The sequence below is a fragment of the Terriglobus aquaticus genome, from assembly GCF_025685415.1.
Taxonomy (GTDB): domain Bacteria; phylum Acidobacteriota; class Terriglobia; order Terriglobales; family Acidobacteriaceae; genus Terriglobus; species Terriglobus aquaticus.
The window spans coordinates 2,309,702-2,333,053 of record NZ_JAGSYB010000001.1 but is presented as its reverse complement, the minus strand read 5'-3'; the positions used below and the strand labels follow the sequence as shown (position 1 = coordinate 2,333,053).

The window sequence follows — 23,352 nt, the reverse complement described above, 5'->3', positions numbered from 1 at the left end:
GCTGACAGACACTGAAGCGCTGCGCGGGGGATCCGGCGATGAAGCGTGTTCTGATTGCGGATGACCATGCTCTGCTGGCCAAGGGGATAGCGGGCCTGTTGCGTGCCGAGTATGACGTGATCGGCCTGGTGTCGAACGGCAGGCAACTGGTGGAAGAGGCCATGAGGCAGCGCCCGGAGCTGGTCGTGTTGGACATCAGCATGCCCGAACTCAACGGAATCGAGGCGGCTACACAAATTCACCGGGCGCTGCCGCAAACAAAGCTTGTGTTTGTGACGCAACAGGTCGATCCGCAGTACCTGCGAGCGGCTTTTCGGGCCGGTGCTTCGGCGTACGTATCAAAGCAGTCGGCCAGTGATGAACTGCTGATTGCGATCCGCCGTGCTGCCGTAGGGCTGACCTATGTGACTCCGGCGTTGGAGGCGCTGGTGGGCTTTGCACCCGTTTCCGAATTGCGCGAGGAGAAGCGCCAGAGGACTGACGGTCTGACGGCGCGGCAGCGCGAGGTGCTGCAACTGGTCGCAGAAGGGAAAACGACGCGGCAAATCTCAATGGCGCTGAACATTTCGCCCAAGACCGTGGAGTTCCACAAGACGGCGTTGATGAATGAAATCGGCCTTCGCACGACGGCGGAGCTGACTCGGTATGCGATCGCGCACGGAATCGTCTCACTGTAGCGGGTGCCTAGATGGGCATATGAAAAGGTGCGGGCATTGACCCTTCGGTGAATGCACCCACGTCGGCAGCCGAGCGCCAGGAGTAAGCAAGAGACATGGTACGAACACACATCACCCGACACACGGACGACGACGCCGGCGCGCGAATCCTGATCGTGGAGGATGAGGGTGTGATCGCCATGGATATCGAGAGCAGCTTGCAGGAACTGGGCTACATCGTGACCTCCGTTGCGGATTCCGCAGATGTAGCGTTGCGGGAGGCAGAGCGTCACCAGCCTGACCTGGTGCTCATGGACATTCAATTGCGCGGCGACCGAGACGGTTTGTGGGCGGCGGATCAAGTCCGGCAACGGTGGGGGACTCCGGTCATCTTCATCACGGCCAATACCAATACCGAGACGTTGATCCGGGCGAAAGCGTCGGGTGCGTATGGGTTTCTGAATAAGCCGTTCCGTCCGAAAGAGCTGGATGCCGCCGTAAGCATCGCCCTGAATCAGCACAACCTGACGAGGGCTCTGTTTGCGGAACGCAGTTGGTTCTCCACGACGATGTGCAGCTTGAGCGATGGTGTCATCGCGACGGATCCGGAAGGTCGGGTCCGGTTCCTGAACCCAGCGGCGGAGCGGATGACAGGATGGACGAAAGCTGAGGCTCTGGGGCGCGACATCGAGGAGATCTATCCGTTATCGAGCATGGACGGCAAGGCGCTGGAAGAATGCCAGCTTCGGAAGGCGATTCACGAGCGTTCGTCCATTCCGAAACGGCGTTTTCTGCTGGCGACGCAAGATGGACGGATGCTGCCGGTGGAGGACGCAGCCTCACCCATCATGGAGCGAGGGCAGATTCTGGGGGCAGTCACGACATTTGTGGAGATCAGCGCGCTGCTGCAGACCGAACAGATGGTCCAGGAGCAGCAGGAAGCTCTGCAGGCCAAGGTTGAGATGACCAGCCAAGCCCTGGGACAGACGCGGGAGGAGTTGCAGGCGCTCTCGCGTCACCTGCTGGTGGCCCAGGAAGAAGAGCGCGGACGGATCGCCCGAGAACTGCACGACGACTTCGGGCAGCGCGTGGCGCTGCTGAGCTGGAAGATGTCGGAGCTGCCGGACATGGTACCGCCGGAAGCGCAGGCGAAAGTTCAGGCCATGCGGGATGCCCTGCAGGATCTGGCGAGCGAGATGCGCGGCATTTCTCATCGGCTCCATCCGTCGATCCTGTCGGACCTGGGTCTGGCGGAGGCACTGCAATCCTTGATCAGTGAATACAGAGAACTGGGTCTGACCATCCGAGCTCACGTGGCTCCGGCGACGGGGCTTTCGCAGGATGTGGCAACGTCGTTGTACCGCATTGCGCAGGAGGCACTGCAAAACGTCCTGAAGCACGCGCCGGAGGCTTCGGTGTGCTTGAAACTGCTGCAGGGGACTGACCGCTTGCTGATGCATCTGCGGGATGATGGACCGGGCTTCTCTGTGCAGGACGTTCGTGGCCGGGGTGGGCTGGGCTTGATCAGCATGCAGGAACGGGCACGCCTGGTCGGCGGATCGTTGGAACTGGTGTCGCGAGCGGGCCAGGGGACCACCGTGGTGGTCCGGGTTCCTGTTTCAACCCAACCACGCTGAGTGGTTGTGAGCCGCTGGAGGGCCGGTTGAGACTTCGACCAGAGCGGACGCCAAGGCACGTGCCTGGGCCAGAGCTTGCGACGGCCGCGGCAGAAGGATCGTGGAACGTCCACCTGCGGCCAGTGCCCTTTGGATGACATCGAGCAACTCAGCGGGTGCGACCGGTGCCAGCAGGGTCGTGTAGCGGACGTCGTAGGTTGCTTCGCTGCCCCACGCGATGCGTACGACCGCCGGCCTGAGTTGACTGCACGCGTCTATCGATCGAGTGATCGCACCGAGCGTCTGCAAAGACACGGTTTGGCACAGAAGCAGAACGTGACAGCGGCTGAGGTCCGTGGGGTTGAAGCTCTGGGAGCTACGCGTCTCGGGGCTCCAGCCTGCGGATCGCAGAAGGAGGCACCGGCTCTCCGCAAGCGCAGCATCGTTGGACACCTGCAGGATCGTCGATGGAGAAATTGCGTCTGCTGTGCTCATAGGGCCCCGCCTGATGCGATGGTTCGTTGGTGAAAGCTCGGCGAGTGGAACCATCGCCGATACCAGAGACACAATTCAAAGTTAGCGGGATTTGTCGTGCGTGGGCACTGGAGTTGTCTCTAGGGTGAGCCATAAAAACGCCCATGCAAGATCGGCGTTAGACGATGATGTTAGCTCTTGAAAGGCCAAGTCAGGTCCACTCGTTGGAGATTTGCAGATCCGCTAAAAACGCTTCAGCGATGCAATCACTCGCGCAGTAACTCGCACTAGATACGCCTGGCGAATTCGAGTAAGTATCGCAGCTGGCACTTACCCTCCCCACAGAGGGGAGGTGGTTTAATTGCGGACGCTAGGACGGGCAGGCCAGAAGCTCTTCTAAGAGCTTGCAATTTTGTAGCTCATCCGGGAGGGCCGATGGATGGTGGCGGAACAGCAAAGGGCAGCCCTGGTGCAGGGATGCCCTTTGCATAGGGGATTTACAGGTCGCGGAGCAAGTCAGACAGAGAGATGCGCATTCCCAATGCAATCACTTCCAGCATGGGGAGCGAGATCGACTTTCTGCCACGCTCAACGTCGCTGATGAAGCTGCGGTCGATGCCAAAGACGGTAGCCATCCGCAACTGCGTCATGTTGTGTTGACGGCGGAGTTCCCGTAGCCGGACCCCGAAGCGAGAACTAACATCGCGCGGAAGCGGCCTTTCAAGGACAGTAGATGGCTGCGGTGTGAAGGTCGGCACCATTGTGGGTGGTAGCCCGTTGGGGCGGCCACTTGGTGGAGGATAGGGCAGACGGGGGATCGGCATTCATCATCTCCTTTGGAAGTAGGCTTGTTCTGGAATATCTTTTGCCTGAGTGAAAAGAGTAGACCACGTTTTGTCGATCCCACGACTAGGTAATCACCTAGTTCTTTGTTACAAGTTGACTTTTTTCTGATCCGCAGAGTTACAAGAGATTGGTATGTCCAGCCTCGGACAGACTCCGAACCACACTGGCGACATCCTGAGAACGTTCCCTGGTCGTCACGAGTACGGCGTCGTCGGTAAGTACAACGACAAGGTTTTGCACCCCAAGCAGGGCAACATGGCGCCCGGGTGCATAGACGTAGTTACCCCGGGACTGAAAGGCGCTGGTTGCTGGGCTTTCTACGACGTTGTGGTCGGCGTCGCCCCAGGCACAGGCGCTGCGGTGCTCATGCAGTGCAGACCACGAACCCAGGTCCTTCCACTCAAAGCTCGCGGGGAAGCAGTACATGTGTGAGTGGTCGCGCTTGCGGGACTGCGGTTCGAGGACCGCGAAGTCGATGCTGATGTTTTGGCAGGAAGGATAGAGCGCGGCGAATATCTCCGGGAACTCGGCAGAGCCGTATGCATCGGCGATCGCCTGGAGCGTAGCGGAGATATGCGGAGCATGCTCGTCGATCGCCTGGCACAGCGTTTGAGCCCGCGCAACAAACATTCCGCTGTTCCAGGCGTAGCGTCCGCTGGCGAGCATCTGCTGTGCGGAGGCGAGATCCGGCTTTTCAGTGAAGGAACGGACGGGGCGCGCTCCCGAAATGTGGAGGTCCTGCGCTGAGCCGAGCTCGATGTAACCATAGCCGGTTTCCGGATGAGTTGGATCAATCCCAAGAACGACGATGTTAGGCCCGGAGCTTGCAAGTGCGATCCCCCGTTTAAGGGTGTTCACGAAGTCAGCTTCTCCGCGAATAACCTGGTCGGACGGAAAAACGCCGAGGACTGCATCGGGATCTTCGCGCAGCGCAATAAAAGCCATCAAGCCACAAGCCGGTGCGGTGTTCCGGGCGACTGGTTCACATAGCAGCCGCGTCCTTGGAAGGTCAGGCAACTGCGTGCTGATCGCCTCTGCAACGCCGTTGTTGGCGACGACCCACATACGATCAGGCGAAGCCAAAGGCAGCAGGCGATCTACTGTCTGCTGGATCATTGTGCGCTCGCCATCCAGGGCAAGCACCTGCTTGGCGCGAGCACGACGGCTGCGGGGCCAGAACCGCGTGCCGCTGCCACCCGCGAGGATTACTGGGATAAAAGCAGGGAGAGAAGAGGTGATCGTCATGGACGTATCTCCGGAAGGGATGTGGCGGAAGCCAGTCAGAGCTAATAAGGACTCTCATATTAGACCCGCCGCCTGGTGAAGTTATGGGGTTCTTCCGCTCGCGAGCGACACTGTAGCCTGCCGACTATCTACTATTGTGAGTAAGTCACCCCGGTTACTTTGCAGAAGCCGATGCAAGCAAGTGGCGGGCCGTGTCAATGAGGAGTCCTGCGCAGCGGCAACATTTGCGAGCAGATGAGATGGCGATCGAGTGGAGAAGAGGACAAGAGTAGAAGGGTTGACCGCCAGGCAGGCACGCAGAAGTAGGCGGGGCCAGACTGCCTGCTCGGCCAGATCGATGCCCACCGCAATGGACCAGGCGGAGAGTGTTCGCGGCGATTGAACCAGCCGGCGATAGATATCTTGCCAGCTGCCTTGTAGACCACGGTGTGTGATGCGAAACGAGCCGTCGGCAACGGTGGCTGGCTCGCCCGGGCACCATTCCGACTGCACAACGGCACAGTAGTGGGGCTGCTGGGACTGCAGTGCATTGAGCTCGGATCGCGCACTCCCCACACCGAAGGCGCCAATAGAGCCTTGTCGCACCTGTTCCTGCAGGAAGTGAAGGAGAGACTCGTCGCGCAAATCATCGGATGTCGCTTCGTGCAGCAGATAGAGATTGATGTGTTCCGCACGGAGCTGCCGCAGGCTGGTGGCGAGCGCGCGAGCGGCTGCTTCTCCATTGAACCGTGCCTTGCGCAAGGGCTCTGCGAATCTTTGCGATGACTTGGACCCGCCCAGCACGCGCGATGCCCGCCGTGCAACAGAGCGCGCGATGCGGGCAGGGGAATGCTGGCGGCCTGGCAGGAGGCCGAATTTGGTGGTGACGGTGACGCAGCCCGGATGGCGCTGCAGGAACTCGCCGAGAACCCCCTCGGCGGTTCCGAATCCGTACATGGGAGCGCAGTCGAAGTGCCTGATGCCCGCGTCGAATGCTGTTTCAAGCAGCAGCAGGGAATGCCGACGATCCGTGCCGCCGGCGATCCCCGAACACCCGAAGCCTAGGCGCGTGGTTTGCTGGCCGGTCCCCGGGAGCGCAAGCGTCTGCATGGTCACCGCGAGATGTGCTCGGCGAGACGGGCGGTCAGCGCGAGCAGTGTGTGAGTGGGATTGGAAAATCCAGAGGTTGGAAACACGGCCGTGCTGCAGACGAAGCAGTTCGCCGTTCCGTGCAGGCGCAGGTCGGTGTCCACCACGCCCGCGTGCGCGGAGGCGTTCATGCGCATGCCGCCCATGTGATGAAAGCTGTCCTGGCAGTGGGTACGGAAATCCGCCGTCTTCCGCAAAAGGTCGCGATGAGGTTCCACAATCGCGATCGGCGCGAGCGCCTGCGCAACCGTCTGCACAAAGCCTCGGATTGTTTGCAACTCTCGATCGGCAATGACCCAATGCACCTCAACCTGCTGCATGCCGAGCCGATCTTTCGTGTGCGCAAGGCGAATGGTGCTGTTGCCGCATGGCTCCTGTTCGCAGTGAACCCGCAAAGTAAGCGGCCTCCGGGTCTGCAGCGATCCCCGATGCTGCACGAGATAGCGAAACGATTGGCGGGCGAGAGATGGAGCTTGGCCCAGGTGGCGTACGGAGAAGAGCAGACCTTCCTTGGGTGACTTGCCGCGAAGGAGACTTCCCGCCGCTTGTCGCAACGGCTGCGAAGAGTCCTGCTGTTGTGGCGTGTAGACGGTGCCACCGACGTTGAGCAAAGAGCGACGCATCTGCTCGGACTCGGAAAGCCGCAGCTTGGGAAGATACTTCTGGCGCTGCACATAGATGGCGTCGAACGATCGGCTGAGTGCGGCGGGGTCGCGGGGTACCAGGGTTGCGGCGTCGCAATCGACATGATCCTGGAAGTGCCGTCCCAACAGACCGCTCTGATTCCACGGTAACGATCCCTCTTGCTCCTGCAGGAAGAAGCGAGAGGATTCGATCGCTCCAAGGCAGAAGATGAACTGCTCGGCTCGGAAGGTATGCTCGGCGCCTGCCGGTGTGCGGACAGTAACTCCGCGCACTGCTTCGCCGCAACGATGAAGACTGACGGCGCGGGCATTCATCCAGACGCGGATGCGATCGTGCCGCAGAGCATCGGCATGCAACACGGCGAAGTCGGGTTCCGGGCACCAGCGCGAAAGATATGTGCGCATGCCGGGGTAAGCGGGTGGCTGCGCACCGATGCGGGCCCAGACTGCAGCATCCGGGGCGACGGTGTTCGCCAACCCTTCGAGTTCAAGGGCCTGCTGGTAGAAGCGCAATAGGTCTGCCTTGCAAATAGGCCATCCACTACCGGCAATCCAAGGTCGATGCTCGAAGTCGATGTCGCCCAGGGGCAGGATCTGACCGCCCCACAACGCGGTCGTTCCGCCGAGCCCTTGAGTTCTGCCCTCTCGGATGCCGCGATAGGCTAGGCCGCTCACGCCTGCTTGGAAGCAGTCGTTCTCGGAGTCTGGCGCTATGCCGCCTCCTTCCAGAAGGGTGACCTGTTTGCCAGCGCGGCTCAGCAGCACGGCGAGGCTGATGCCCGCCGCGCCGGCACCCACGATGCACACGTCGCTGCGGTGCGGCGCTGCTGCCGGCGATTGCTGCAGCAGGTCGTAGATCATACTTGCACCAGTTCCGCATCGGAAGCAGGAGATGTGGCGACCGTTGCCCTTGCATGCTGCAGGGCGAACTGAACTACGCCCGCGCGAAAGCGCTGCCAGGTGTAGAGTTCCGCTCGGCTCCGCGCGGCCGCAGCCATGGTATGAAGATCGTCACGATGTTCGCTTGCCCAGCGGATCCGATGGGCCAGTTGATCGACGTCACGAGGTGGAACGATCCATCCATGTACACCGTCTTCGATCAGATCGGGAGCTGCGGTGTGAGTAGTGGAAAGGATGGGCAGGCCGCTGGCGAGCGCTTCCAGAAGCACCTGGCCGAAGCCCTCTGCAAGAGAGGGGAAAACGAAGAGGTCCGCCTGCTGGTAGGCGGCCGCGAGCTCTTTTGCCGAAACGGACGGACGCAGGGTGATGCGGTCGGCGAAGGGGCGGAAGAGCTGAAGATCATCTACGACGCGGCCACAGATGGTCAGGTGCAGATTGACATCGCTCAGTTGAGACAGCGCTTGCAGAAGGTACAGCAGGCCCTTGCGTTGATTTATGCGCCCGACGAAGAGCAGGCGCAGGATACCGTCGTGCAGTCGAGGCGCGGGCCGGGGATGGAAGCGTTGCAGATCGACACCGTAGGGCACGACCGTGATGCGGTGTGCTGGTACGCCGTGCTCAATCAGGCTGTTCTGGGTGAAGCTGGAGGCAACGATATACGCGTGCGCCGTTTCCGATTCGCGAATCAGAGTTTTTAGATCGTGCTCGGGTAATGCAAGCTCCCACTCCTGATCTAGCGAGGATGCACATTGCGGATGCAGCGCGCGTTCGTCGTGCAGGATGCGACGGACGGTGAGTGGATGCGGATGCACCTGGAACAGCAAGGGGGCGCTGCCAGCCGCGCTAAAGGCGGGCGCGGCAAAGTAGCTGTACGCCAGCAGGCGAGACCCGGTGCTGGCGGCGAGGTGACCCGCCGCTCTTCCAAGACGGCGGTCTGAGAGCCGGCGAGCCGAACGCCGCAATGCGAACGGAACGTGCCGCCAACGTTCGAGCGCGACCGCCAGCAGCCCTGCGATCGCGTGCTGCTGAACGTGTGTGGACGGCAGCGGAGCGGAGCGCGCCTCCAGCAGCGAGCGGAGTCCTGGAGGGATGAACCTGGACCAACGCTGCAGAGCCGTTTCTGAAGCAAACAGATCGGTAACGAGCGTTCGCAGCAGGCCTGCCTCATGGAGCGCGAGGGCGACCTGGTAGCTGTCGCGGGCGCCGCCGTGGACAAGTACGAACTGCCACTGGTTGGATGGGTGAGTTTGCATGGCTCGAATTAGAGAAGCGACGCGAAGTGGCCCCGAAGTTCACGCGCACACTTCTGCCAGGTGAACTGCTGAGCGCGTGCAATGCCCGCGTGCGCAAACTGGAGACGTGCCCGTTCGTCGGTGAGCAGTTGGCTGATAGATTTCACATGCGCTGCCGGAGAGGCCGGGTCGGCAAGTAACGCGGCGTCGCCAGCAATCTCTGGGATGCACGTGCTGTTGCTGGCAACCACCGGCGCGCCGCATGCCATGGCCTCCACAATGGGCAACCCGAAACCCTCGTACCGCGAGGGGTACCAGACTGCGCCGGCACACGAATACAGCGCCTTCAGAGCGTCGTCGGAAACGAAGCCGAGCAGGCGGAAGCGAGGTCCTAGGCTCTGGCTGCGTTGTGCGTAGACGGGGTTGGTGTGGTTCACCACCGCGATCGTCAGGCGAGGAAAGCGCTTGAGCAGAAGCGGAGCAGCTTGCAGAATCAGCTCGGCGTTCTTGCGAAAATGCAGTCCGCCAGGGATAAGCAAATAGGTGTCATCAAGCAGCCCGCTCTGTTCCATGTAGGCGCGGCCAGCGGAGGTCACCGGCTCGAAGAAGTGAGGAGTTACACCGTTGTAAACCCAGCGGATGCGTGACTTGATCTGGGGAAAATAGTGCGCCAGTCGCTCCGCTGAGAAAGCGGACACGGTGTGAAACATATCGACCCGCCGCTCGAGCTTCTTGTACAGCAGTTCCCATTTGAGGCGTGTCTTCCAGTAAGTCCAGTCGCGGATGTGCGCTGCCGATTCGAAGTATCCGGCATCGTGCGCGGTCATGGCGAGCTTAGTCTTTGTGGCCGGCACATACGATTCGCCTGTGCAGAACACCACGTCGGCATCGGGCCAGTACGCCTCGGCTCTCGGGCGGTCCAGGAAGAACCAACGCGCCTGTTGACGGCTAGTGTCCGCGGAAAAGAGGGAATAGCTGTATTCGGTCCAGGGCTTCTGCACCAGCGGCAGAATGCGCTTCGCGTCATTTGCGTCTGCCAGCACGCGCAACTCTGTGTCGTTGCGCACGGCCAGGTGCTCCACGATCTGTCGCGCGGTGCGTCCGGCGCCGGTAGACCCGTGAATGTTGCGGAGGTGTACGTACGCGAGCAGCTTCAGCGGCCTCGTGTGATCCGGCTGGACCGACGGTGATAGTGTGCCGGTCGAGGTTCTGTCGTCACCAGATAACTCCAGGGTCGATCCGATCATTCCCGCTCCAGAGTGAAGTGCACAACTTATCCATAACTATGCGCGGTGTGTGCCTACAACGCTGTCGCTGATGGCCACACGCACGATGGACGTGGGCGACATAAGTAGAAAGCCGATGTAGGTATAAGGACCATATGCAGGATAGAAACCTACCTGGGATAACTACCAGGCTGCTCCGCATCTCTGCTTCACTCCTTCTCCTGTGCTTGTTGCCTAGTGCGATGGCGCAGCCGGCGCTGCAACGCCGCGATGCTCCTGAGCCCGAAGTGGCGTTAGGTTCGGGAGATCAGATTGTGCTGCGCGTGAGTGAATTGGACGAGCTGCCTAAAGAGCCGATCCGCATCGACCCGAACGGCAACCTGGATCTGCCCATGATCGGCACAACTCATGTGGCCGGTATGACCGCTACAGAGATCAAGGCAAAGCTGACCGCGGCTTATAGCAAGTACATCCAGTCGCCAGAGGTCACGCTGAACGTGACGGAGTACCAGAGCCGCCCGGTTTCGGTGCTGGGATCTGTGGCTCACGCGGGCGTGTACCAGATGCAGGGTCCGAAACGACTCGCAGAGGTGTTGTCGCTGGCGGGAGGCGCCGCGGTGGATGCGGGGCCAGATGTGGTGGTGACCCGAAAACAGCAGTGGGGTAAGGTGAGCGCGCCGGGTGCCAGTACCTCGCTCGCCGGTGGCGACAGCAGCGTTTCGATCCCGATCAACAACATCATGTCCGGGAAGGTTCCGGGCGACAACATCCTGGTGATGCCGGACGATGTGATCGCAGTGCCCCGTGCCGAATTGGTATATGTCGTCGGCAATGTTCGCCACGCCGGCGCGTTTGCGCTGAACCAGAACAGTGCGCTCACGGTGGCGCAGGCTGTGTCACTGGCCCAGGGGTTTACGCCGGATGCCGCGGCCAGCCACGCCCGCATTCTCCGACGCGTGGAGAACAATGCAACGCCGCTCGAAATCAAAGTGGACGCGAACCGCATTCTGGCTGGCAAAGCTGCGGATCAGCCACTCATGGCAAACGACATTCTGTTCATTCCGAACAGCGCGATGAAGGCTTCGTCCAAGCGGGTGATCGAAGCGGCAATCGGAATCTCGACGGGCATGCTGATTTACCGCTGATGCGCCTTGCGGTGTTGCACAGACGGCGTTGAACTGACGACACATTGAAGCGGAACTCAAGGATGGGCGAGATCATTACCTCAGAATCCAATCACGTTGTTCTGTCGCCCACGTCGCGGATCCGCGACGCCGCACCGGCACGCGCAATCCCGGTACCCTCGGCAGATCCTAAGTCGAGCCTTCTGATGGAGTACGTGCAGGTGCTGCGTCGCCACTGGATGGCGATTCTCAGCTGCGCAGTCGCCGGGTGCGTGGTGGCGCTCGCGCTTTCGCTTCTGCAGCGGCCGCTCTACCGCACACGCGCATCGGTCGACATCGAGGGATTGAACGGCGACTTTATGAACATGCGTGCCGTGGCGCGCACGGATGGAAGCACCGCTGAGCCGAATGAGGTGAAGCAGCAGACGGAGATCAAGCTGCTGCAGAGCGACACGCTGATCGACAGCACCATTCAGAGTCTGCTCGCGCAGGGTGAGAGTGTCACGCCAACCAACTCCGATGTGCTGCAACGAACGGCGCAGCGCCTGCACGTACCTGGACATTCGCAACTGCGGTTTGAAGATGTGGTTCGCGACACCTCCAAACGGGTCAAGGTGAAGCCGCTGGGCATGACGCGATTGGTCGAGCTCTCCTGTGAATCCACCCGGCCCGATATTGCTGCGCGTTTCTGCAACCAGATGATCCGCGAATTCGAGACCGAAGACATCGAGACCCGGGCCGAGGAGGCACAGAAGACCAGCGCGTGGCTGACCCGTCAACTGGCTGACGTGAAAGCAAAGGCAGAGGAATCGCAACGCAAGCTGCAAGCAGCCGTGGGCGGCAACGGCCTGATGTTAAGCCAGGAGACTTCCAGCACAGGTGAAGAGCGGCTGCGCGAGCTGCAAGAGGAGCTGGTCAAGGCGCAGGCAGATCGTATGCAGCGCGAAGCGAACATCGCGGTTGCACACACGGCAGCCATCGACAGCCTGCCCGGCGTGCAGGACAGCCCTACCTATCGGCAATACGAAACGCGCTTGGCAGAGCTGCGCGGAAAGCTGGCGGAGATCGTTCCGCCCTTGACCGAACAGAATCCGAAGGTGATTCATTTGCGGTCGCAGATCCAGGAAGCGGAGGAAGGCCTTGCGGCGTCGCGGTCCAGCAGCACCAGCCGCGAAAGCAGCGAGCTGACCGCGGCACAGCATCGGGAGAACCTGCTGAGGGCCGCCTACAACGCACAACTCGCGACGGTTTCGACAGACCTGCAAAAGGCTGCGCAAGTGAGCCTGCTGCGGCGGGAGCTCGAGAGCGAGCAGCAGTTGTACCAGACCATGCTGCAGCGCGCGAAAGAGGCAGGTTTCGCTTCGGCGATGCAGGGCTCTACGGTGCGTATCGTGGATCCGGCGCGCCCGTCCTTAAATCCTGCTTCGCCGAACCGTACCGCAGATGGAGCAGCCGGGTTCGCCTTGGCGGGTGTGTTGGGCGCGGGCATGTTTCTGTACCGAGACCGGACACGCCGCGTGTTCCGGTTGCCGGGCGAAACCCAGGCCCTGCTGCAGGTGCAGGAACTGGGCGTGATTCCGCACGCGACGCGGACCACGGTGGCGGGAACGCGCCCGTCGTACGGCCTAGTGCCATCGCTGCGCACTGCGGACACAGCTATGCCGCAGGTGGGCGAAGCGGTCGCGCTGACACGATGGGAGGACCGCTCGTCCATCACCGCGGAGGCTTACCGCAGCACGGGATTCTCGCTGCTGCTGGCGGACGCACAGAAGAAGAGCAAGGTCTACGCGGTGTCCAGCGCAAGCGATGGTGAAGGAAAAACGACCGTGGTGTCGAACCTGGGCGTTGCGTTGAGTCGCACACGGCTGCGCATTCTGCTGATCGATGGCGATCTGCGTAAGCCCAGGTTGCACGCGTCCTTCGGCATGCGCATGGACTTTGGTCTGCGGAACCTCTTGCGCGGCGAGATCGATGTTACGGAGGCCGCGCCAGGAAGTTTGTACCGGCAAACACCGATCCACAATCTCTCGATCATTCCGGCGGGCGGCGGCTCGGAAGACAGCGTGGAGCTGTTGCACTCGCCCAATGTGGAGAAGCTGCTGAACCGGCTAAGGACTGAATTTGACATCATCCTGGTCGACACGCCGCCGATGCTGCACATGGCCGATGCGCGCGTGCTTGCGGTCCGTTGCGACGGAGGCATCTTGGTGGTACGCGCGCATGAAACTGATGTGGATCAAGCGCAGGCGGCTCGCGACATCTTCGACAGCGACGGCATCCCGATCGTGGGCACCATCCTGAATAGCTTTACGCCGACGCGCGAAGGTCTTCGTGACTATTACAAGTCCTACGAGCGCTATCAAGGTGACGAGGACGGCAGCAAGGTGGCGGCCGCATGATCGGCGGCGCAGCGGTAGCGGAGGCAACGGTCAGCGAGCCGTTGTTGGGTCCGGGCGTGGCGATCGGCGCTGTGCAACCGGCGGCTGCCATGCCGGCAGTGCCCGCGCTGTCGGCAGCTACCAAGCAGCACTGGGTAGAAGGCACAGCAGCTCTGACCACCGCCTTGATGGTCGAGCGCGGAACCGGTCTGCTAGCCAACGTGTTGGCGGCACGCCTGGGCGGCGCGGCGGTGTTCGGTTCGTACTCGCTGGCGATCAGCACAGCGAATAACGTGAGCACCTATGCGGCGGGCGGCATAGGTGCCACCGCGACGCGTTTCTCCGGCAAATATCCCCATAGCTCGCACGAGTACGGATCGCTCGCTCGCGCGCTGGCGGTTGTGGCGCTGGTTTCGGCCGCGATGGCGACCGCTGCATTGTGGGCGGGCGCGGTGCCGTTGGCACACCTGTTGCAAAAGCCCGGCCTTGCGGGGCTGTTGCGGTGGGCTTCGTTGTCTGCCGCGGGCATGATTGTTCTGGAGTGCGCGCGGGGTTTCTTTGTAGGCCAGCGGCGTGTGGCCGCGCTGCTGCTGCTGTCGGTACTGGTAGGGGCAGGCCTTCTGTTGGCTCTGCCGATGGCTGCGCGGCAGGGCAGCGCTGCACGCATGGTGCTGTTGCAGGCAGGTGTATGTTTCGCGGCGGTTGCCGTGTGCCTCTTGCTGAACAGAACGCTCGCTTTGCGTGGCAAAGTGAGCCGGCGAGGCCGGCTATGCACTATGCTGCGGGAGGTGTGGGGCTTCGGCACGGTGCAGCTTTCCGGCATGGTCGCGGCGAACCTGGCGGGCTGGTGGCTGACTACGCTGATCGCGCGCTCGGACCGCACTCTGGTGCAGGTGGGGTTCTTCGCCATTGCCAGCCAGATGCGCAACCTGGCAGGCGTGGTGCCGGGCCTGCTCACCGAGGGCAGCTATGCCGTGATGGCTGCGCCGGAAGAGATGGATTCTGCGGCGCAGCAGCGATCACAGCATCGCGTCATGGCGCTGGCCAGCTTCGCTTCCAGTGCGGTCGGGCTCGGCATCGCGTGTGTTGGAATTGTGATCGCTCCGTGGGCGCTCCGGCTGTTGTATGGCCGCACGTATGTTTCCGCGCAGGGTGCGTTGGCGGTGGCGCTGGCCTTGGCGGTGGCACACATGAGCAACGCTCCCGCTTCGGCGCGGCTGACCATTGTGGACATTCGGTGGGCCGGCCTGATCAACACGGCTTGGGCGGTGTGCGTGGGAGCTGCTGCGACGCTGCTGCTCTTCCATGGAGGCGGAGCGTGGCAAGGCTTGGCGATCCTGCTGGCGGCGCACCTGATTTCGGCCACGCTGGTTCTCACTTCGCTGCAGCGCAAGGATCATGTTCCAGCGGGGATGCGTACCGCGTATTATCTCGGGTCTCTTGGCGCCAGCGTTCTAGCAGGCTTGGCGCTGCTTCGCGCGTGGCAGCCGCGGTACACCGGTCCGCTCACGGTTTGCATGATCCTGCTGGCGGCAATGCAACTGTTATGGCTGGCGGCACTAGGCAAACGGCATCACTGGATTCCATCCCGGTCGGCACTGCTGGAAGTGCGGGATCGCGTGTTTCGCATCCGGCAGAAGGAGCGCGCGCATGTTTGAGCTTCTGCTGTGCTGTACCGCAGTTGTGCTGGTGCTCGGCATGGCCGTTGCCTACGACGGTAGTCGCGACATCCTGCACCCCATGTTTCTGCTGGCGCCGATGATGGGCGTGCTGTATGCGTGGATGCCGTTCAAGCTGCTGAGCAGCGGCGGCCTGGATGCGTTCTTTGACCGCGACCAGTTGGTCCATGTGCAAACGCTGTACCTGCTGGGCACCGTGGCGTGCATATGCGGATGTCTGCTGGCCGGCACGCGCGCACGGCCAGCGGATCCTGCATCGGCGCCGATACCAACTCGCATGCAGAAGCGGTTACTCATTTCCTCTGGGGTGCTGGGGACGGTCGGCCTGTCGTGCTGGATGGTCACGATCATCAACGTGGGCGGCTTTCGCAATGCCTTCAGTGCGGCCTACAGCGGCGGCTGGGATGACAACGGGTATGTGCGCGATGGCGCAATGCTGCTGCTGATCGGTGTTTCGTTAGCGGTGATGGCGCGAGCGAGCGGAGCTCCACGGCTGCCGTCGTTCCTGCTGATCGCCGGCTTCGCCCTGCCATGGTTGGCGAGCGCGCTGCTGATGGGGCGGCGCGGCCCCACGTTTGGCCTGGCGGTCATTGCGCTGCTCAGTTGGTATCTTCCACGCGGCACGCGACCGCCCATTCTGGCGTCCGCTGCGATTGCAGGAACTCTTGCTTTCTTTGTGCTTCTGCTGGTCACCAATCGCCAGAACATCTATCTCGGGTCGGATCGCGAGATGACCAGCGATGTCAGTGACATCCTCGAAAAGCCGCAGTCCGGGAACGAGTACATCTACGGCAGCGGTGCCGTGTTGAGCGCGGAGCAGCGCGACCACTACTTCTGGATGCGCCGGTATCTTGCACAAATCTTTGTGCGTCCGGTGCCTACCTCGATCTGGCCCAACAAGTACGCGGATTTCGGTGTGCCGGAACTGTTGTACAACGCCGGCACAGGCGAAGGCTTCGGCGATGCGCTGGGATGGAATGGCGCTCCGGGTTCGGCACCCGGCATCATCGCCGATCTGTGGCTGGAGGTTTGGTGGCTGGCGGTTCCGCTCTTTGGCCTGATCGGCTGGTGCTACGGTGCGGTCTGGCATAAATCGATCACGGAGCAGGGACCTTGGATGGGGTTCTACACCGCGCTTGCCGCGTTGTCGATTTACCTGGTGATGCAAACGATGGAAGCCGTGATCTTTCGCACGCTGGAATTGGTCATTCCTTCATGGCTGGCGTGGCGCTGGGCAGCTCGCGAAGACCGCTCCGCCGGCGAACCCGCCCCGGGAACTCGCAGTCGCCTTGCGGCGATCAGGCATGAGGAGGTCCAGCATGCCTGATCTCAAACAGAGCGGCGGTGGCGGGGCGTGCCGCGTCGCGGTGATCTGGATCGATTGGTACCCCTACCACGTGGCGCGAATGCAGGGCCTGTGTTCTGCACCTACCCTCAGCGGACGCGTGAGTGGAGTGGAACTGGTCGGTGGCGTAGGTGTGCATGCGGGATTGAAGTTCCGCGCCGATCTGCCCGGCGACCTGCCGGTGACCACACTGATGCCGGAAGGGAACTGGTCGACCGCGAACCACTGGAAGCTGGCGTGGATGCTGTGGCGTCAACTGGACCGGCTGAACCCGGAGGCGGTGTTGGTGCCCGGATACTACACGCTGCCTGGCATCGCAGCGGCGCTGTGGGCGCGCCTGCACGGTCGTATCAGCATCCTGATGACGGAGAGTGCGGCCTATGACCACGCGCGGCGTCCGGGTCGGGAACTGCTGAAACGCCTTATGCTGCGCGCCCTGTTTGATCGTGCCGTGGTTGGAGGGCGCGACCACGCGGAATACCTGCGGCAGCTTGGCTTCGCGCCGGAGAGTGTTTCACGCTTCTATGACGTAGTGGACAACGACTACTTCGCAGCGGGAGCGGCGGAGGCACGCCGTGCCTCGTCCGCGCAGCAGCACAATCTGCGGGAACGCTACTTTCTCTACGTCGGCCGGCTCGCACCCGAGAAGAACGTGGCGGGCCTGTTGCGAGCGTGGCTGCAGTACCGTGCAGAGGGCGGCACGTGGGACCTGGTGTTGGCGGGTGATGGGCCGGAGCGCCTCTTGCTGGAAGAGACGCTCTCCCGTTCGGAGATCGGGGACTCTGTCCGCATCACCGGACTTTGTACTGCAAAGCAGCTCCTGCCGCTGTATGCGTTTGCGAGTGCATTCGTTCTGGCAAGCACGCGCGAGCCGTGGGGACTGGTTGTCAACGAGGCGATGGCATCCGGGCTGCCGGTGATCGCGACCGACCATTGCGGATGCGCTAACGACCTGCTGCGGGATAGCGGATGTGGCGAGATCGTTCCCGTCGGGAACGAGCCTGCGCTCACCCTGGCGTTGCACCGCATGGCGCAGCATACGCCGGCAACCCGTGCAGCGATGGCGCGGGCAGCGCGCGAGCGTATCCGGGACTTCAGCCCATGGCGTTTTGGGCTTGAAGTTGCGAGCGTGGTCGATCGCATCCAGGCACACGCTCAGCGCTGGCCGCAGGAGGAGGCGCTATGAACGCCGTGGTCGAGACCGGGCTCCATGCCTGCGAAGCTCCGGACGCGGCCCCGACAGCTGCCACATGGCTGCAGGTGCTCACCGATATCCATCCTCGCTATGGCGGTGTGAGCGCGGCCGTTCCGGAGCTGTCGCGCGCGTTGCGCTGGAGCGGGCTGGACGCTCCCATCGCCGCGCTGTGCCGGGCGGATGAGCAAACCGTGCCTTGGCAGACAGAACCGGATCAGATCCACTTCTTTCCCCGGGCGCGCGGAGCGTGGTTGCCGGGCGGCAGGCACGACGCGGACATGCGGGAGCTGATGCGATTCTGCGACGGTGCGCACGTACACGGCTTGTGGACTGCGGCGTCGCACGTTGCATTGCGTGCAGCCCGCTACGCCGGCAAACCGTTGTGTGTGGCCGCGCACGGCATGCTGGAGCCGTGGTCGCTGCGGCAGCATCGATTCCGCAAACAGTGCTATGCCGCGCTGATCGAACACCGCGTGCTGCGAGGAGCCGCGTGCCTGCATGCGCTGACACGGTCTGAGGCGGAAAGCTACCGCGCCATCACCCGAGATGTGCCGGTTATCGTTGTGCCCAATGGAGTGGAAGTTCCAGGCGATGTTGCGGCAGCGCACTTTTTCGCGATTTATCCGGAACTGCGGGACAGGCGCATTGTGCTCTTTCTAAGCCGGCTGCACCCGAAGAAAGCCGCGGACGTGTTGCTGCGTGCGTGGCCGCGGGTGCAGGCCGAATGTCCCGACGCTCACCTGGTGATCGCTGGTGCGGGCGAGCCCGGATATGAACTCGCGCTGCACGCTCTTGCGGCGGCACAGTGCGCGCGCGGTTCCGTCACGTTCACCGGCATGCTGCAGGGCCGGCTGAAGTGGGCGGCTCTCTGCGCCGCGGAATGCTTCGTTCTGCCGTCGCATTCCGAAGGCTTCAGCGTGGCTATCCTGGAAGCGTTGGGCTCTGGCACGCCCGTGATTGCAACTCCGCAGTGCAACATGCCGGAGATCGAAACCGGCCAGTGTGGATGGCTGACAGAGCCGCGTAAAGACGTCTTGAGCGACGTCCTGAGATCCGTGCTTAGCCAGACGAGATCGATGAACGCGCAAGCCGGTCAACGCGGCCGTGACCTGGTGCTGCGGCGGTACGCGTGGTCTGCGATCGCGCGCCAGATGGCCGAAGTGTACCTGTGGCTGGGCGGGGCCTCCCTGCCGGCCAGCGTGGAGGTGCTGCAGTGAACCTTTGCGATGTTCGACTCTCGAGCTACGACAACGCCTGGTACGAGCCTGGACCGTTTTGGAAGCGCGCTCTGTGGTTGATGGTGGGCTATCGAGCTACTCGATCGGGCCTGCCGAGCTCCGGACTCCGGGTAAGTCTGCTGCGCCTATTCGGTGCGGTGATCGGCAACGGCGTGGTGATCAAGCCAGGCGTGCGCGTGAAGTATCCCTGGTTTCTGGTGGTCGGAGACCACACCTGGATCGGCGAGGACTGCTGGATCGACAATCTGACCACGGTGCGCATCGGCAGCAACGTTTGCCTATCGCAGGGCACGTATCTTTGCACCGGCAATCACGACTGGAGCGACCCGGCGTTTGGCCTGCGTATCGCTCCTGTGCTCTGTATGGATGGGTCGTGGGCAGGGGCGAAGAGCGTTCTCGGTCCCGGCGCAACGCTCGGTGTGTGTGCCGTGGCTGCTGCCGGAGCAGTGGTCACTGGCGTTGTGCCGGATTACCAAATCTTTGCCGGCAACCCAGCTACGTTTGTCCGGCGGCGTGTGCTGAAGCAAACCGTTCCGGCCCGAAACGAGGTGGCGCGATGAAGATGCTGTTCATCAATCAATTCTTCTGGCCCGACTCCTCCGCGACGAGCCAGCAGCTCACCGATCTGACTACCGCGCTGGCGCATCGCGGGCACGAGGTCCACGTGGTCTCCAGCCGTGGCGGGTATGCCGAGGCGGCTGCGACGGACGCGCCTCCCGTAACGGTCCACCGGTTGAGCAGCCTGGCGTTTTCGCGCGGAAAGCTGCAGCGCTTCTTCTCTTACGTCAGCTTTTATCCGCTCGCCTTTCTTCGCGTTCTCAGCCTGCCGCGCATGGACGTAGTGGTATCGCTGACGACACCGCCGCTGATCGCAATGGTCGGGCAGGTGACCAAGACCCTGCGTGGATCGCGGCACTACATCTGGGAGCAGGACATCTATCCCGATGTTGCAACCGAGCTGGGCAAGGTAGCGCCAGGCGGCGTGATCGACCGCGTTGTGGGAGCGGTCGCGGACAGCGCGCGCAGGCACGCGGACGGCATTGTTTCCCTGGGCCGGTGCATGAAGCTGCGGCTGGTGCGCCGTGGCATTCCTGCCGAGCACATCCACATCGCAGAGAACTGGTCCAACAGCGCGGCGATTATGCCCATGGAACGGCCCGGGTCGTCGCGGGAACTGGTCCTGCTGTACTCAGGAAATCTGGGCCTGGCGCACGAAGTGAAGACGCTGCAGCAAAGCATGTTGACGCTGAGCGGGGATCCGCGTTTTCGCTTCATCTTTGTCGGTGGTGGAGGACGTCGCCAAGAGCTGAAGCAATACCTCGCGGTGTACGACATTCACTCGCTGGAGGAACGCGGCTATGTGCCGCGCGACCGGCTGAGCGAAGGCCTTGCGCTGGGCGACATCGGGCTGGTGCTACAGGACAGCGCATGTTCGGGCCTGGTGGTGCCGAGCAAGGTGTACGGCATCATGGCGTCCGGGCGGCCCATCCTGTTTGTGGGACCGCCTGATGCCACACCGGCGCTGCACATTCGCGAACATGGCTGCGGTTGGCAGGTGGACGGCGGCGACCACGCCGGGCTGACACGCCTCCTGCTTCACTTGGCGGAACATCGCGACGAAGTACTCGAAGCAGGCAGGCGTGCACGGGCCGCGCTACTGCAGCACTATGACCTGCCGCAGGGGACGGAACGCATCGCGCGCATTCTGGAACAACAGCCTGTCAAAGCGACGGCCACCAGCAAGGCAAAGAACTCTCGCCTGTCTGAGGTAAGCCTGTCTGAGGTTTCCTTGCCTGCGGTGGCGCGCGCCTGCGAAGGAGAGCATGCATGAATTTCGGAATGCTCGTTGTGCTCGCTGTGCTCGCCTTTGTCTTCTGTATCGTGCTCACACCGTCGTGCCGGGACCTGTTCTTGCGCAAGGGTCTGGTCGACGAGCCTGATACGGACCGCAAGCTGCACGCGGTTCCGGTGCCGCGGTGCGGAGGCATCGGCGTGGTCCTTTCCTACTTTGCGGCGTTGGGTGCTGCGTACCTGCTGCTGCCGCGTGGCTATTCGCTGTATGTGCAGCATCGGCCGTTGTTCACGGCACTGCTTCCCGCAACCCTGCTCATTTTCCTGGTGGGGCTGGCAGATGACCTGCTGAACCTGAGGGCGCGGCAGAAGTTCATGGGGCAGACGGTGGCTGCGGTGCTTGCCGTCAGCCTGGGTGCGCGGCTCACGCTGCACCACGGACCGGTGTGGATCGGATGGGTCCTGAGCGTGATCTGGCTCTTGGCCTGCACCAACGCCGTGAACCTGATTGACGGCATGGACGGTCTGGCGACCGGCGTTGGCCTGACCGCTACATTCACGACGCTGAGCGTGGCGCTACTGACCGGAAACACCGGGCTTGCCATTGCGACCGCACCACTTGCCGGAGCGCTGCTGGCGTTCTTGCGATTCAACTTTGCGCCGGCATCGGTATTTCTTGGCGACAGCGGCAGCCTGACGATCGGCTTTCTGCTGGGATGTCTGGGGCTGGTGTGGAGCGGGCATCTAGGCGGCTGGGGCATGCTGGGGCCGCTGTTCACGCTGGGTCTGCCGCTGGTGGACGTAACACTTGCCATTGGCCGGCGGCTGCTGCGCGAAGCCCCGATCACGCAGGGTGATCATGGCCACATCCATCACCGCGTGCAGGACCTGGGCCTTTCTACGCGGCATGCCGCGCTTCTGCTGTACGGCTGCTGCGCCTTGTTCGCATGCCTTGCAGTCGTCCAGTCTCAACTGCCGCACTGGCCCGCGCTTGTCTTTCTGGTGCTGTTCGTGGCCATGGTCGGGGCCGGTGTGCACCAGTTGAAATACGTGGAGTTTCGCGTAGCGCAGCGCATGCTCTCGCACACGCTAATACGCCGCGCGGTTCGTCAGCAGATTCACCTGGAAGACATGCACCGGGGTCTGATGCGTGCTGCGAACGCCGAAGATTGCTGGAAGCTGGTTCGCCGAGCGTGCGATCAGCTCGACATCGCGAGCGTGCAGTTGAAGCTGGGAGAACGCCGCTTCGCAACGCATCGCTTTCGCGTCCTGAATGATCCGGGGTGCACCATGCACGTGCGATTGGGCGAAGAGTGCTGGATCGTGCTCATCGGGTCAATCAATATTGCACCCGAGGCCCTGACCAGGGCGCTGGCGCCACTTCGCAGGTACGACACGCAACGCCTGCAACTGGATGCAGAGCCGGTGGCGTATCGCGATGCAGCTTGAAACGCTTGCGCCCCGGCAGGCATGCCGCACCTGGCACCTGCTGCAACTCTCCGCGGCGTTGGACGAGGAACTCGCGTGTGCGCTTTCGGAGTATGTCCCGGTTCTTGGGTGGAAGCCTGAAGCGCGCTGGCTGGCGGGATGGATCGACTTGCCCAAAAAGCCCGCGGTGCGCCGTACACCGACGTTCCACATTCAACACTTCGGCCGCATGCCCGGCTATGCGAGGCCCCATCTGTCCGCGCTGGCACGGCTCGGACCCAGCGTGTGCCGCAGAATCGCTTCACACGCCACCGATGCGCAGCGTGACGTTCTTGTCTGCACCACACCGTTCCTGGCACCCGTGGCGGAGCGCTGGCAAGGGCCAGTGGTGTACTGGCTCACTGACCGCATCGCCGATTACACCAGTGCGGGTCGCATTGATGTTCGCGGTCTGGATCGACGGCTGTGCCGCAGGGCCGACCTTGTCTGCCCTAATTCCGATCGGCTGCGGGATTACCTGGTGGAGGACGCTGGATGCGACACCGCTAAAATCCAGGTGCTGCCCAACGGAGTGCGTGCGGCCCACCTGCTGCCTGCACCCTTGCTGCAGGCTCGCGAGCTGCCACAGGCGGCATCGCATCGCAAGCGGCCAGTGGCTGGTGTGCTGGGCAACATGGGAAGCAATGTGAATTGGCTGCTGCTGTTGCAAGCCGTGCAGCGAACGCCTTGGCTCACGTGGCTCTTTGTGGGTCCGGTGGGCAACGACGTGGACGACCCGGAGCACCTGCACGCTCGGCAGGAGGTGCAGTACTGCCGCAACGCGTGCTTTGTCGGGGCTAAGCCGTATGGCGATCTGGTGCACTACGCGCGCGCCATAGACGTTGCCGTCCTGCCATACTTTCAGCGGGAACCTACCTTCTCTGGCTCCAGCACGCGCTTTTACGAGCACCTGGCGTCGTGTCGGCCCATTATTGCCACTCGCGGATTCGCGGAACTGCTGCGCAAGGAACCGCTGGTTCGGCTCGTCTCTGATGCGAACGACCTGGTCGCTGCATTGCAAGTGTTGCGTGCATCTGGATTCTGCGACGGCCACGAGGCGCTGCGGTGGAAAGAGAGCTACCGCAACACGTGGCAGGTTCGCGCGCAGACCATGCAGACCGCTCTGGAACGGCGATTGCCAGCCGTGCCGGAACGCTAAGTGACGCGT

18 protein-coding genes are annotated in these 23,352 nt (G+C 62.5%); 12 read left to right on the top strand and 6 right to left on the bottom strand.

Annotation, left to right across the window (positions count from 1 at the left end):
* Positions 1–38: 38 nt before the first annotated feature.
* Together OHL12_RS09805 and OHL12_RS09800 are read left to right on the top strand one after the other, a co-directional pair.
* Positions 39–677: a response regulator gene (locus OHL12_RS09805; RefSeq protein ID WP_263413640.1), complete on the top strand. Its 639-nt coding sequence runs from the start codon at positions 39–41 to the stop codon at positions 675–677.
* Between the two features lie 95 nt (positions 678–772).
* Positions 773–2,293, top strand: a complete 1,521-nt coding sequence (locus OHL12_RS09800) for a response regulator (protein ID WP_263413639.1) — start codon at positions 773–775, stop codon at positions 2,291–2,293.
* Positions 2,294–3,243: 950 nt separating this feature from the next.
* Here the strand turns inward: OHL12_RS09800 and OHL12_RS09795 are convergent.
* The 6 genes from OHL12_RS09795 to OHL12_RS09770 all read right to left on the bottom strand — a co-directional run bounded on the left by OHL12_RS09795 (position 3,244) and on the right by OHL12_RS09770 (position 9,988).
* Positions 3,244–3,507 carry a helix-turn-helix domain-containing protein gene (locus OHL12_RS09795; RefSeq protein ID WP_263415111.1) on the bottom strand — a complete coding sequence of 88 codons (264 nt, stop codon included), beginning with the start codon at positions 3,505–3,507 and terminating at the stop codon, positions 3,244–3,246.
* A gap of 202 nt (positions 3,508–3,709) precedes the next feature.
* On the bottom strand, positions 3,710–4,837 hold the full coding sequence (locus OHL12_RS09790; protein WP_263413638.1) for a mannose-1-phosphate guanylyltransferase: 1,128 nt from the start codon (positions 4,835–4,837) through the stop codon (positions 3,710–3,712).
* An 81-nt stretch (positions 4,838–4,918) separates the two neighbouring features.
* Positions 4,919–5,926 (bottom strand): aldo/keto reductase, encoded by a 1,008-nt coding sequence (locus tag OHL12_RS09785; protein WP_263413637.1) that lies wholly within the window; start codon positions 5,924–5,926, stop codon positions 4,919–4,921.
* 2 nt (positions 5,927–5,928) lie between these two features.
* Positions 5,929–7,470: an FAD-dependent oxidoreductase gene (locus OHL12_RS09780; RefSeq protein ID WP_263413636.1), complete on the bottom strand. Its 1,542-nt coding sequence runs from the start codon at positions 7,468–7,470 to the stop codon at positions 5,929–5,931.
* A complete protein-coding gene (locus tag OHL12_RS09775) occupies positions 7,467–8,762 on the bottom strand; it encodes a glycosyltransferase family 4 protein (protein ID WP_263413635.1) in 1,296 nt (431 codons plus the stop codon). The genes OHL12_RS09780 and OHL12_RS09775 overlap by 4 nt, the downstream gene beginning before the upstream one ends.
* A gap of 8 nt (positions 8,763–8,770) precedes the next feature.
* Complete coding sequence (locus OHL12_RS09770) at positions 8,771–9,988, bottom strand: glycosyltransferase family 4 protein (protein WP_263413634.1); 1,218 nt, start codon at positions 9,986–9,988, stop codon at positions 8,771–8,773.
* 221 nt (positions 9,989–10,209) lie between these two features.
* On the opposite strand from OHL12_RS09770, the gene OHL12_RS09765 reads away from it, so the two are divergent.
* The 10 genes from OHL12_RS09765 (at position 10,210) to OHL12_RS09720 (ending at position 23,343) form a co-directional block, all read left to right on the top strand.
* Positions 10,210–11,112 carry a polysaccharide biosynthesis/export family protein gene (locus tag OHL12_RS09765; protein ID WP_263413633.1) on the top strand — a complete coding sequence of 301 codons (903 nt, stop codon included), beginning with the start codon at positions 10,210–10,212 and terminating at the stop codon, positions 11,110–11,112.
* A 62-nt stretch (positions 11,113–11,174) separates the two neighbouring features.
* Complete coding sequence (locus tag OHL12_RS09760; RefSeq protein ID WP_263413632.1) at positions 11,175–13,490, top strand: GumC family protein; 2,316 nt, start codon at positions 11,175–11,177, stop codon at positions 13,488–13,490.
* Positions 13,487–15,127 carry a lipopolysaccharide biosynthesis protein gene (locus tag OHL12_RS09755; RefSeq protein WP_263413631.1) on the top strand — a complete coding sequence of 547 codons (1,641 nt, stop codon included), beginning with the start codon at positions 13,487–13,489 and terminating at the stop codon, positions 15,125–15,127. The genes OHL12_RS09760 and OHL12_RS09755 overlap by 4 nt, the downstream gene beginning before the upstream one ends.
* Positions 15,120–16,475, top strand: a complete 1,356-nt coding sequence (locus OHL12_RS09750) for a hypothetical protein (protein ID WP_263413630.1) — start codon at positions 15,120–15,122, stop codon at positions 16,473–16,475. The genes OHL12_RS09755 and OHL12_RS09750 overlap by 8 nt, the downstream gene beginning before the upstream one ends.
* Positions 16,468–17,679: a glycosyltransferase gene (locus OHL12_RS09745; RefSeq protein ID WP_263413629.1), complete on the top strand. Its 1,212-nt coding sequence runs from the start codon at positions 16,468–16,470 to the stop codon at positions 17,677–17,679. Before OHL12_RS09750 ends, OHL12_RS09745 begins: the two co-directional genes overlap by 8 nt.
* Positions 17,676–18,905, top strand: a complete 1,230-nt coding sequence (locus tag OHL12_RS09740) for a glycosyltransferase (RefSeq protein ID WP_263413628.1) — start codon at positions 17,676–17,678, stop codon at positions 18,903–18,905. Before OHL12_RS09745 ends, OHL12_RS09740 begins: the two co-directional genes overlap by 4 nt.
* The gene (locus OHL12_RS09735; protein ID WP_263413627.1) at positions 18,902–19,486 is read left to right on the top strand and encodes a WcaF family extracellular polysaccharide biosynthesis acetyltransferase; all 585 of its coding nucleotides are present in this window, start codon (positions 18,902–18,904) and stop codon (positions 19,484–19,486) included. The genes OHL12_RS09740 and OHL12_RS09735 overlap by 4 nt, the downstream gene beginning before the upstream one ends.
* Positions 19,483–20,757: a glycosyltransferase family 4 protein gene (locus tag OHL12_RS09730; protein WP_263413626.1), complete on the top strand. Its 1,275-nt coding sequence runs from the start codon at positions 19,483–19,485 to the stop codon at positions 20,755–20,757. The genes OHL12_RS09735 and OHL12_RS09730 overlap by 4 nt, the downstream gene beginning before the upstream one ends.
* Complete coding sequence (locus OHL12_RS09725; protein ID WP_263413625.1) at positions 20,754–22,166, top strand: glycosyltransferase family 4 protein; 1,413 nt, start codon at positions 20,754–20,756, stop codon at positions 22,164–22,166. Before OHL12_RS09730 ends, OHL12_RS09725 begins: the two co-directional genes overlap by 4 nt.
* On the top strand, positions 22,156–23,343 hold the full coding sequence (locus OHL12_RS09720) for a glycosyltransferase (protein WP_263413624.1): 1,188 nt from the start codon (positions 22,156–22,158) through the stop codon (positions 23,341–23,343). Before OHL12_RS09725 ends, OHL12_RS09720 begins: the two co-directional genes overlap by 11 nt.
* Positions 23,344–23,352 lie beyond the last annotated feature (9 nt).

What these genes read in the sequence shown, in the direction of transcription:
- OHL12_RS09730 (WP_263413626.1), top strand. Translation starts at nt 19,483, where the DNA reads ATGAAGATGCTGTTCATCAATCAATTCTTCTGGCCCGACTCCTCCGCG.
- OHL12_RS09795 (WP_263415111.1), bottom strand. Translation starts at nt 3,507, where the DNA reads ATGGTGCCGACCTTCACACCGCAGCCATCTACTGTCCTTGAAAGGCCG.
- OHL12_RS09725 (WP_263413625.1), top strand. Translation starts at nt 20,754, where the DNA reads ATGAATTTCGGAATGCTCGTTGTGCTCGCTGTGCTCGCCTTTGTCTTC.
- OHL12_RS09790 (WP_263413638.1), bottom strand. Translation starts at nt 4,837, where the DNA reads ATGACGATCACCTCTTCTCTCCCTGCTTTTATCCCAGTAATCCTCGCG.
- OHL12_RS09785 (WP_263413637.1), bottom strand. Translation starts at nt 5,926, where the DNA reads ATGCAGACGCTTGCGCTCCCGGGGACCGGCCAGCAAACCACGCGCCTA.
- OHL12_RS09750 (WP_263413630.1), top strand. Translation starts at nt 15,120, where the DNA reads ATGTTTGAGCTTCTGCTGTGCTGTACCGCAGTTGTGCTGGTGCTCGGC.
- OHL12_RS09720 (WP_263413624.1), top strand. Translation starts at nt 22,156, where the DNA reads ATGCAGCTTGAAACGCTTGCGCCCCGGCAGGCATGCCGCACCTGGCAC.
- OHL12_RS09805 (WP_263413640.1), top strand. Translation starts at nt 39, where the DNA reads ATGAAGCGTGTTCTGATTGCGGATGACCATGCTCTGCTGGCCAAGGGG.
- OHL12_RS09770 (WP_263413634.1), bottom strand. Translation starts at nt 9,988, where the DNA reads ATGATCGGATCGACCCTGGAGTTATCTGGTGACGACAGAACCTCGACC.
- OHL12_RS09760 (WP_263413632.1), top strand. Translation starts at nt 11,175, where the DNA reads ATGGGCGAGATCATTACCTCAGAATCCAATCACGTTGTTCTGTCGCCC.
- OHL12_RS09740 (WP_263413628.1), top strand. Translation starts at nt 17,676, where the DNA reads ATGAACGCCGTGGTCGAGACCGGGCTCCATGCCTGCGAAGCTCCGGAC.
- OHL12_RS09745 (WP_263413629.1), top strand. Translation starts at nt 16,468, where the DNA reads ATGCCTGATCTCAAACAGAGCGGCGGTGGCGGGGCGTGCCGCGTCGCG.
- OHL12_RS09765 (WP_263413633.1), top strand. Translation starts at nt 10,210, where the DNA reads ATGGCGCAGCCGGCGCTGCAACGCCGCGATGCTCCTGAGCCCGAAGTG.
- OHL12_RS09755 (WP_263413631.1), top strand. Translation starts at nt 13,487, where the DNA reads ATGATCGGCGGCGCAGCGGTAGCGGAGGCAACGGTCAGCGAGCCGTTG.
- OHL12_RS09775 (WP_263413635.1), bottom strand. Translation starts at nt 8,762, where the DNA reads ATGCAAACTCACCCATCCAACCAGTGGCAGTTCGTACTTGTCCACGGC.
- OHL12_RS09800 (WP_263413639.1), top strand. Translation starts at nt 773, where the DNA reads ATGGTACGAACACACATCACCCGACACACGGACGACGACGCCGGCGCG.
- OHL12_RS09780 (WP_263413636.1), bottom strand. Translation starts at nt 7,470, where the DNA reads ATGATCTACGACCTGCTGCAGCAATCGCCGGCAGCAGCGCCGCACCGC.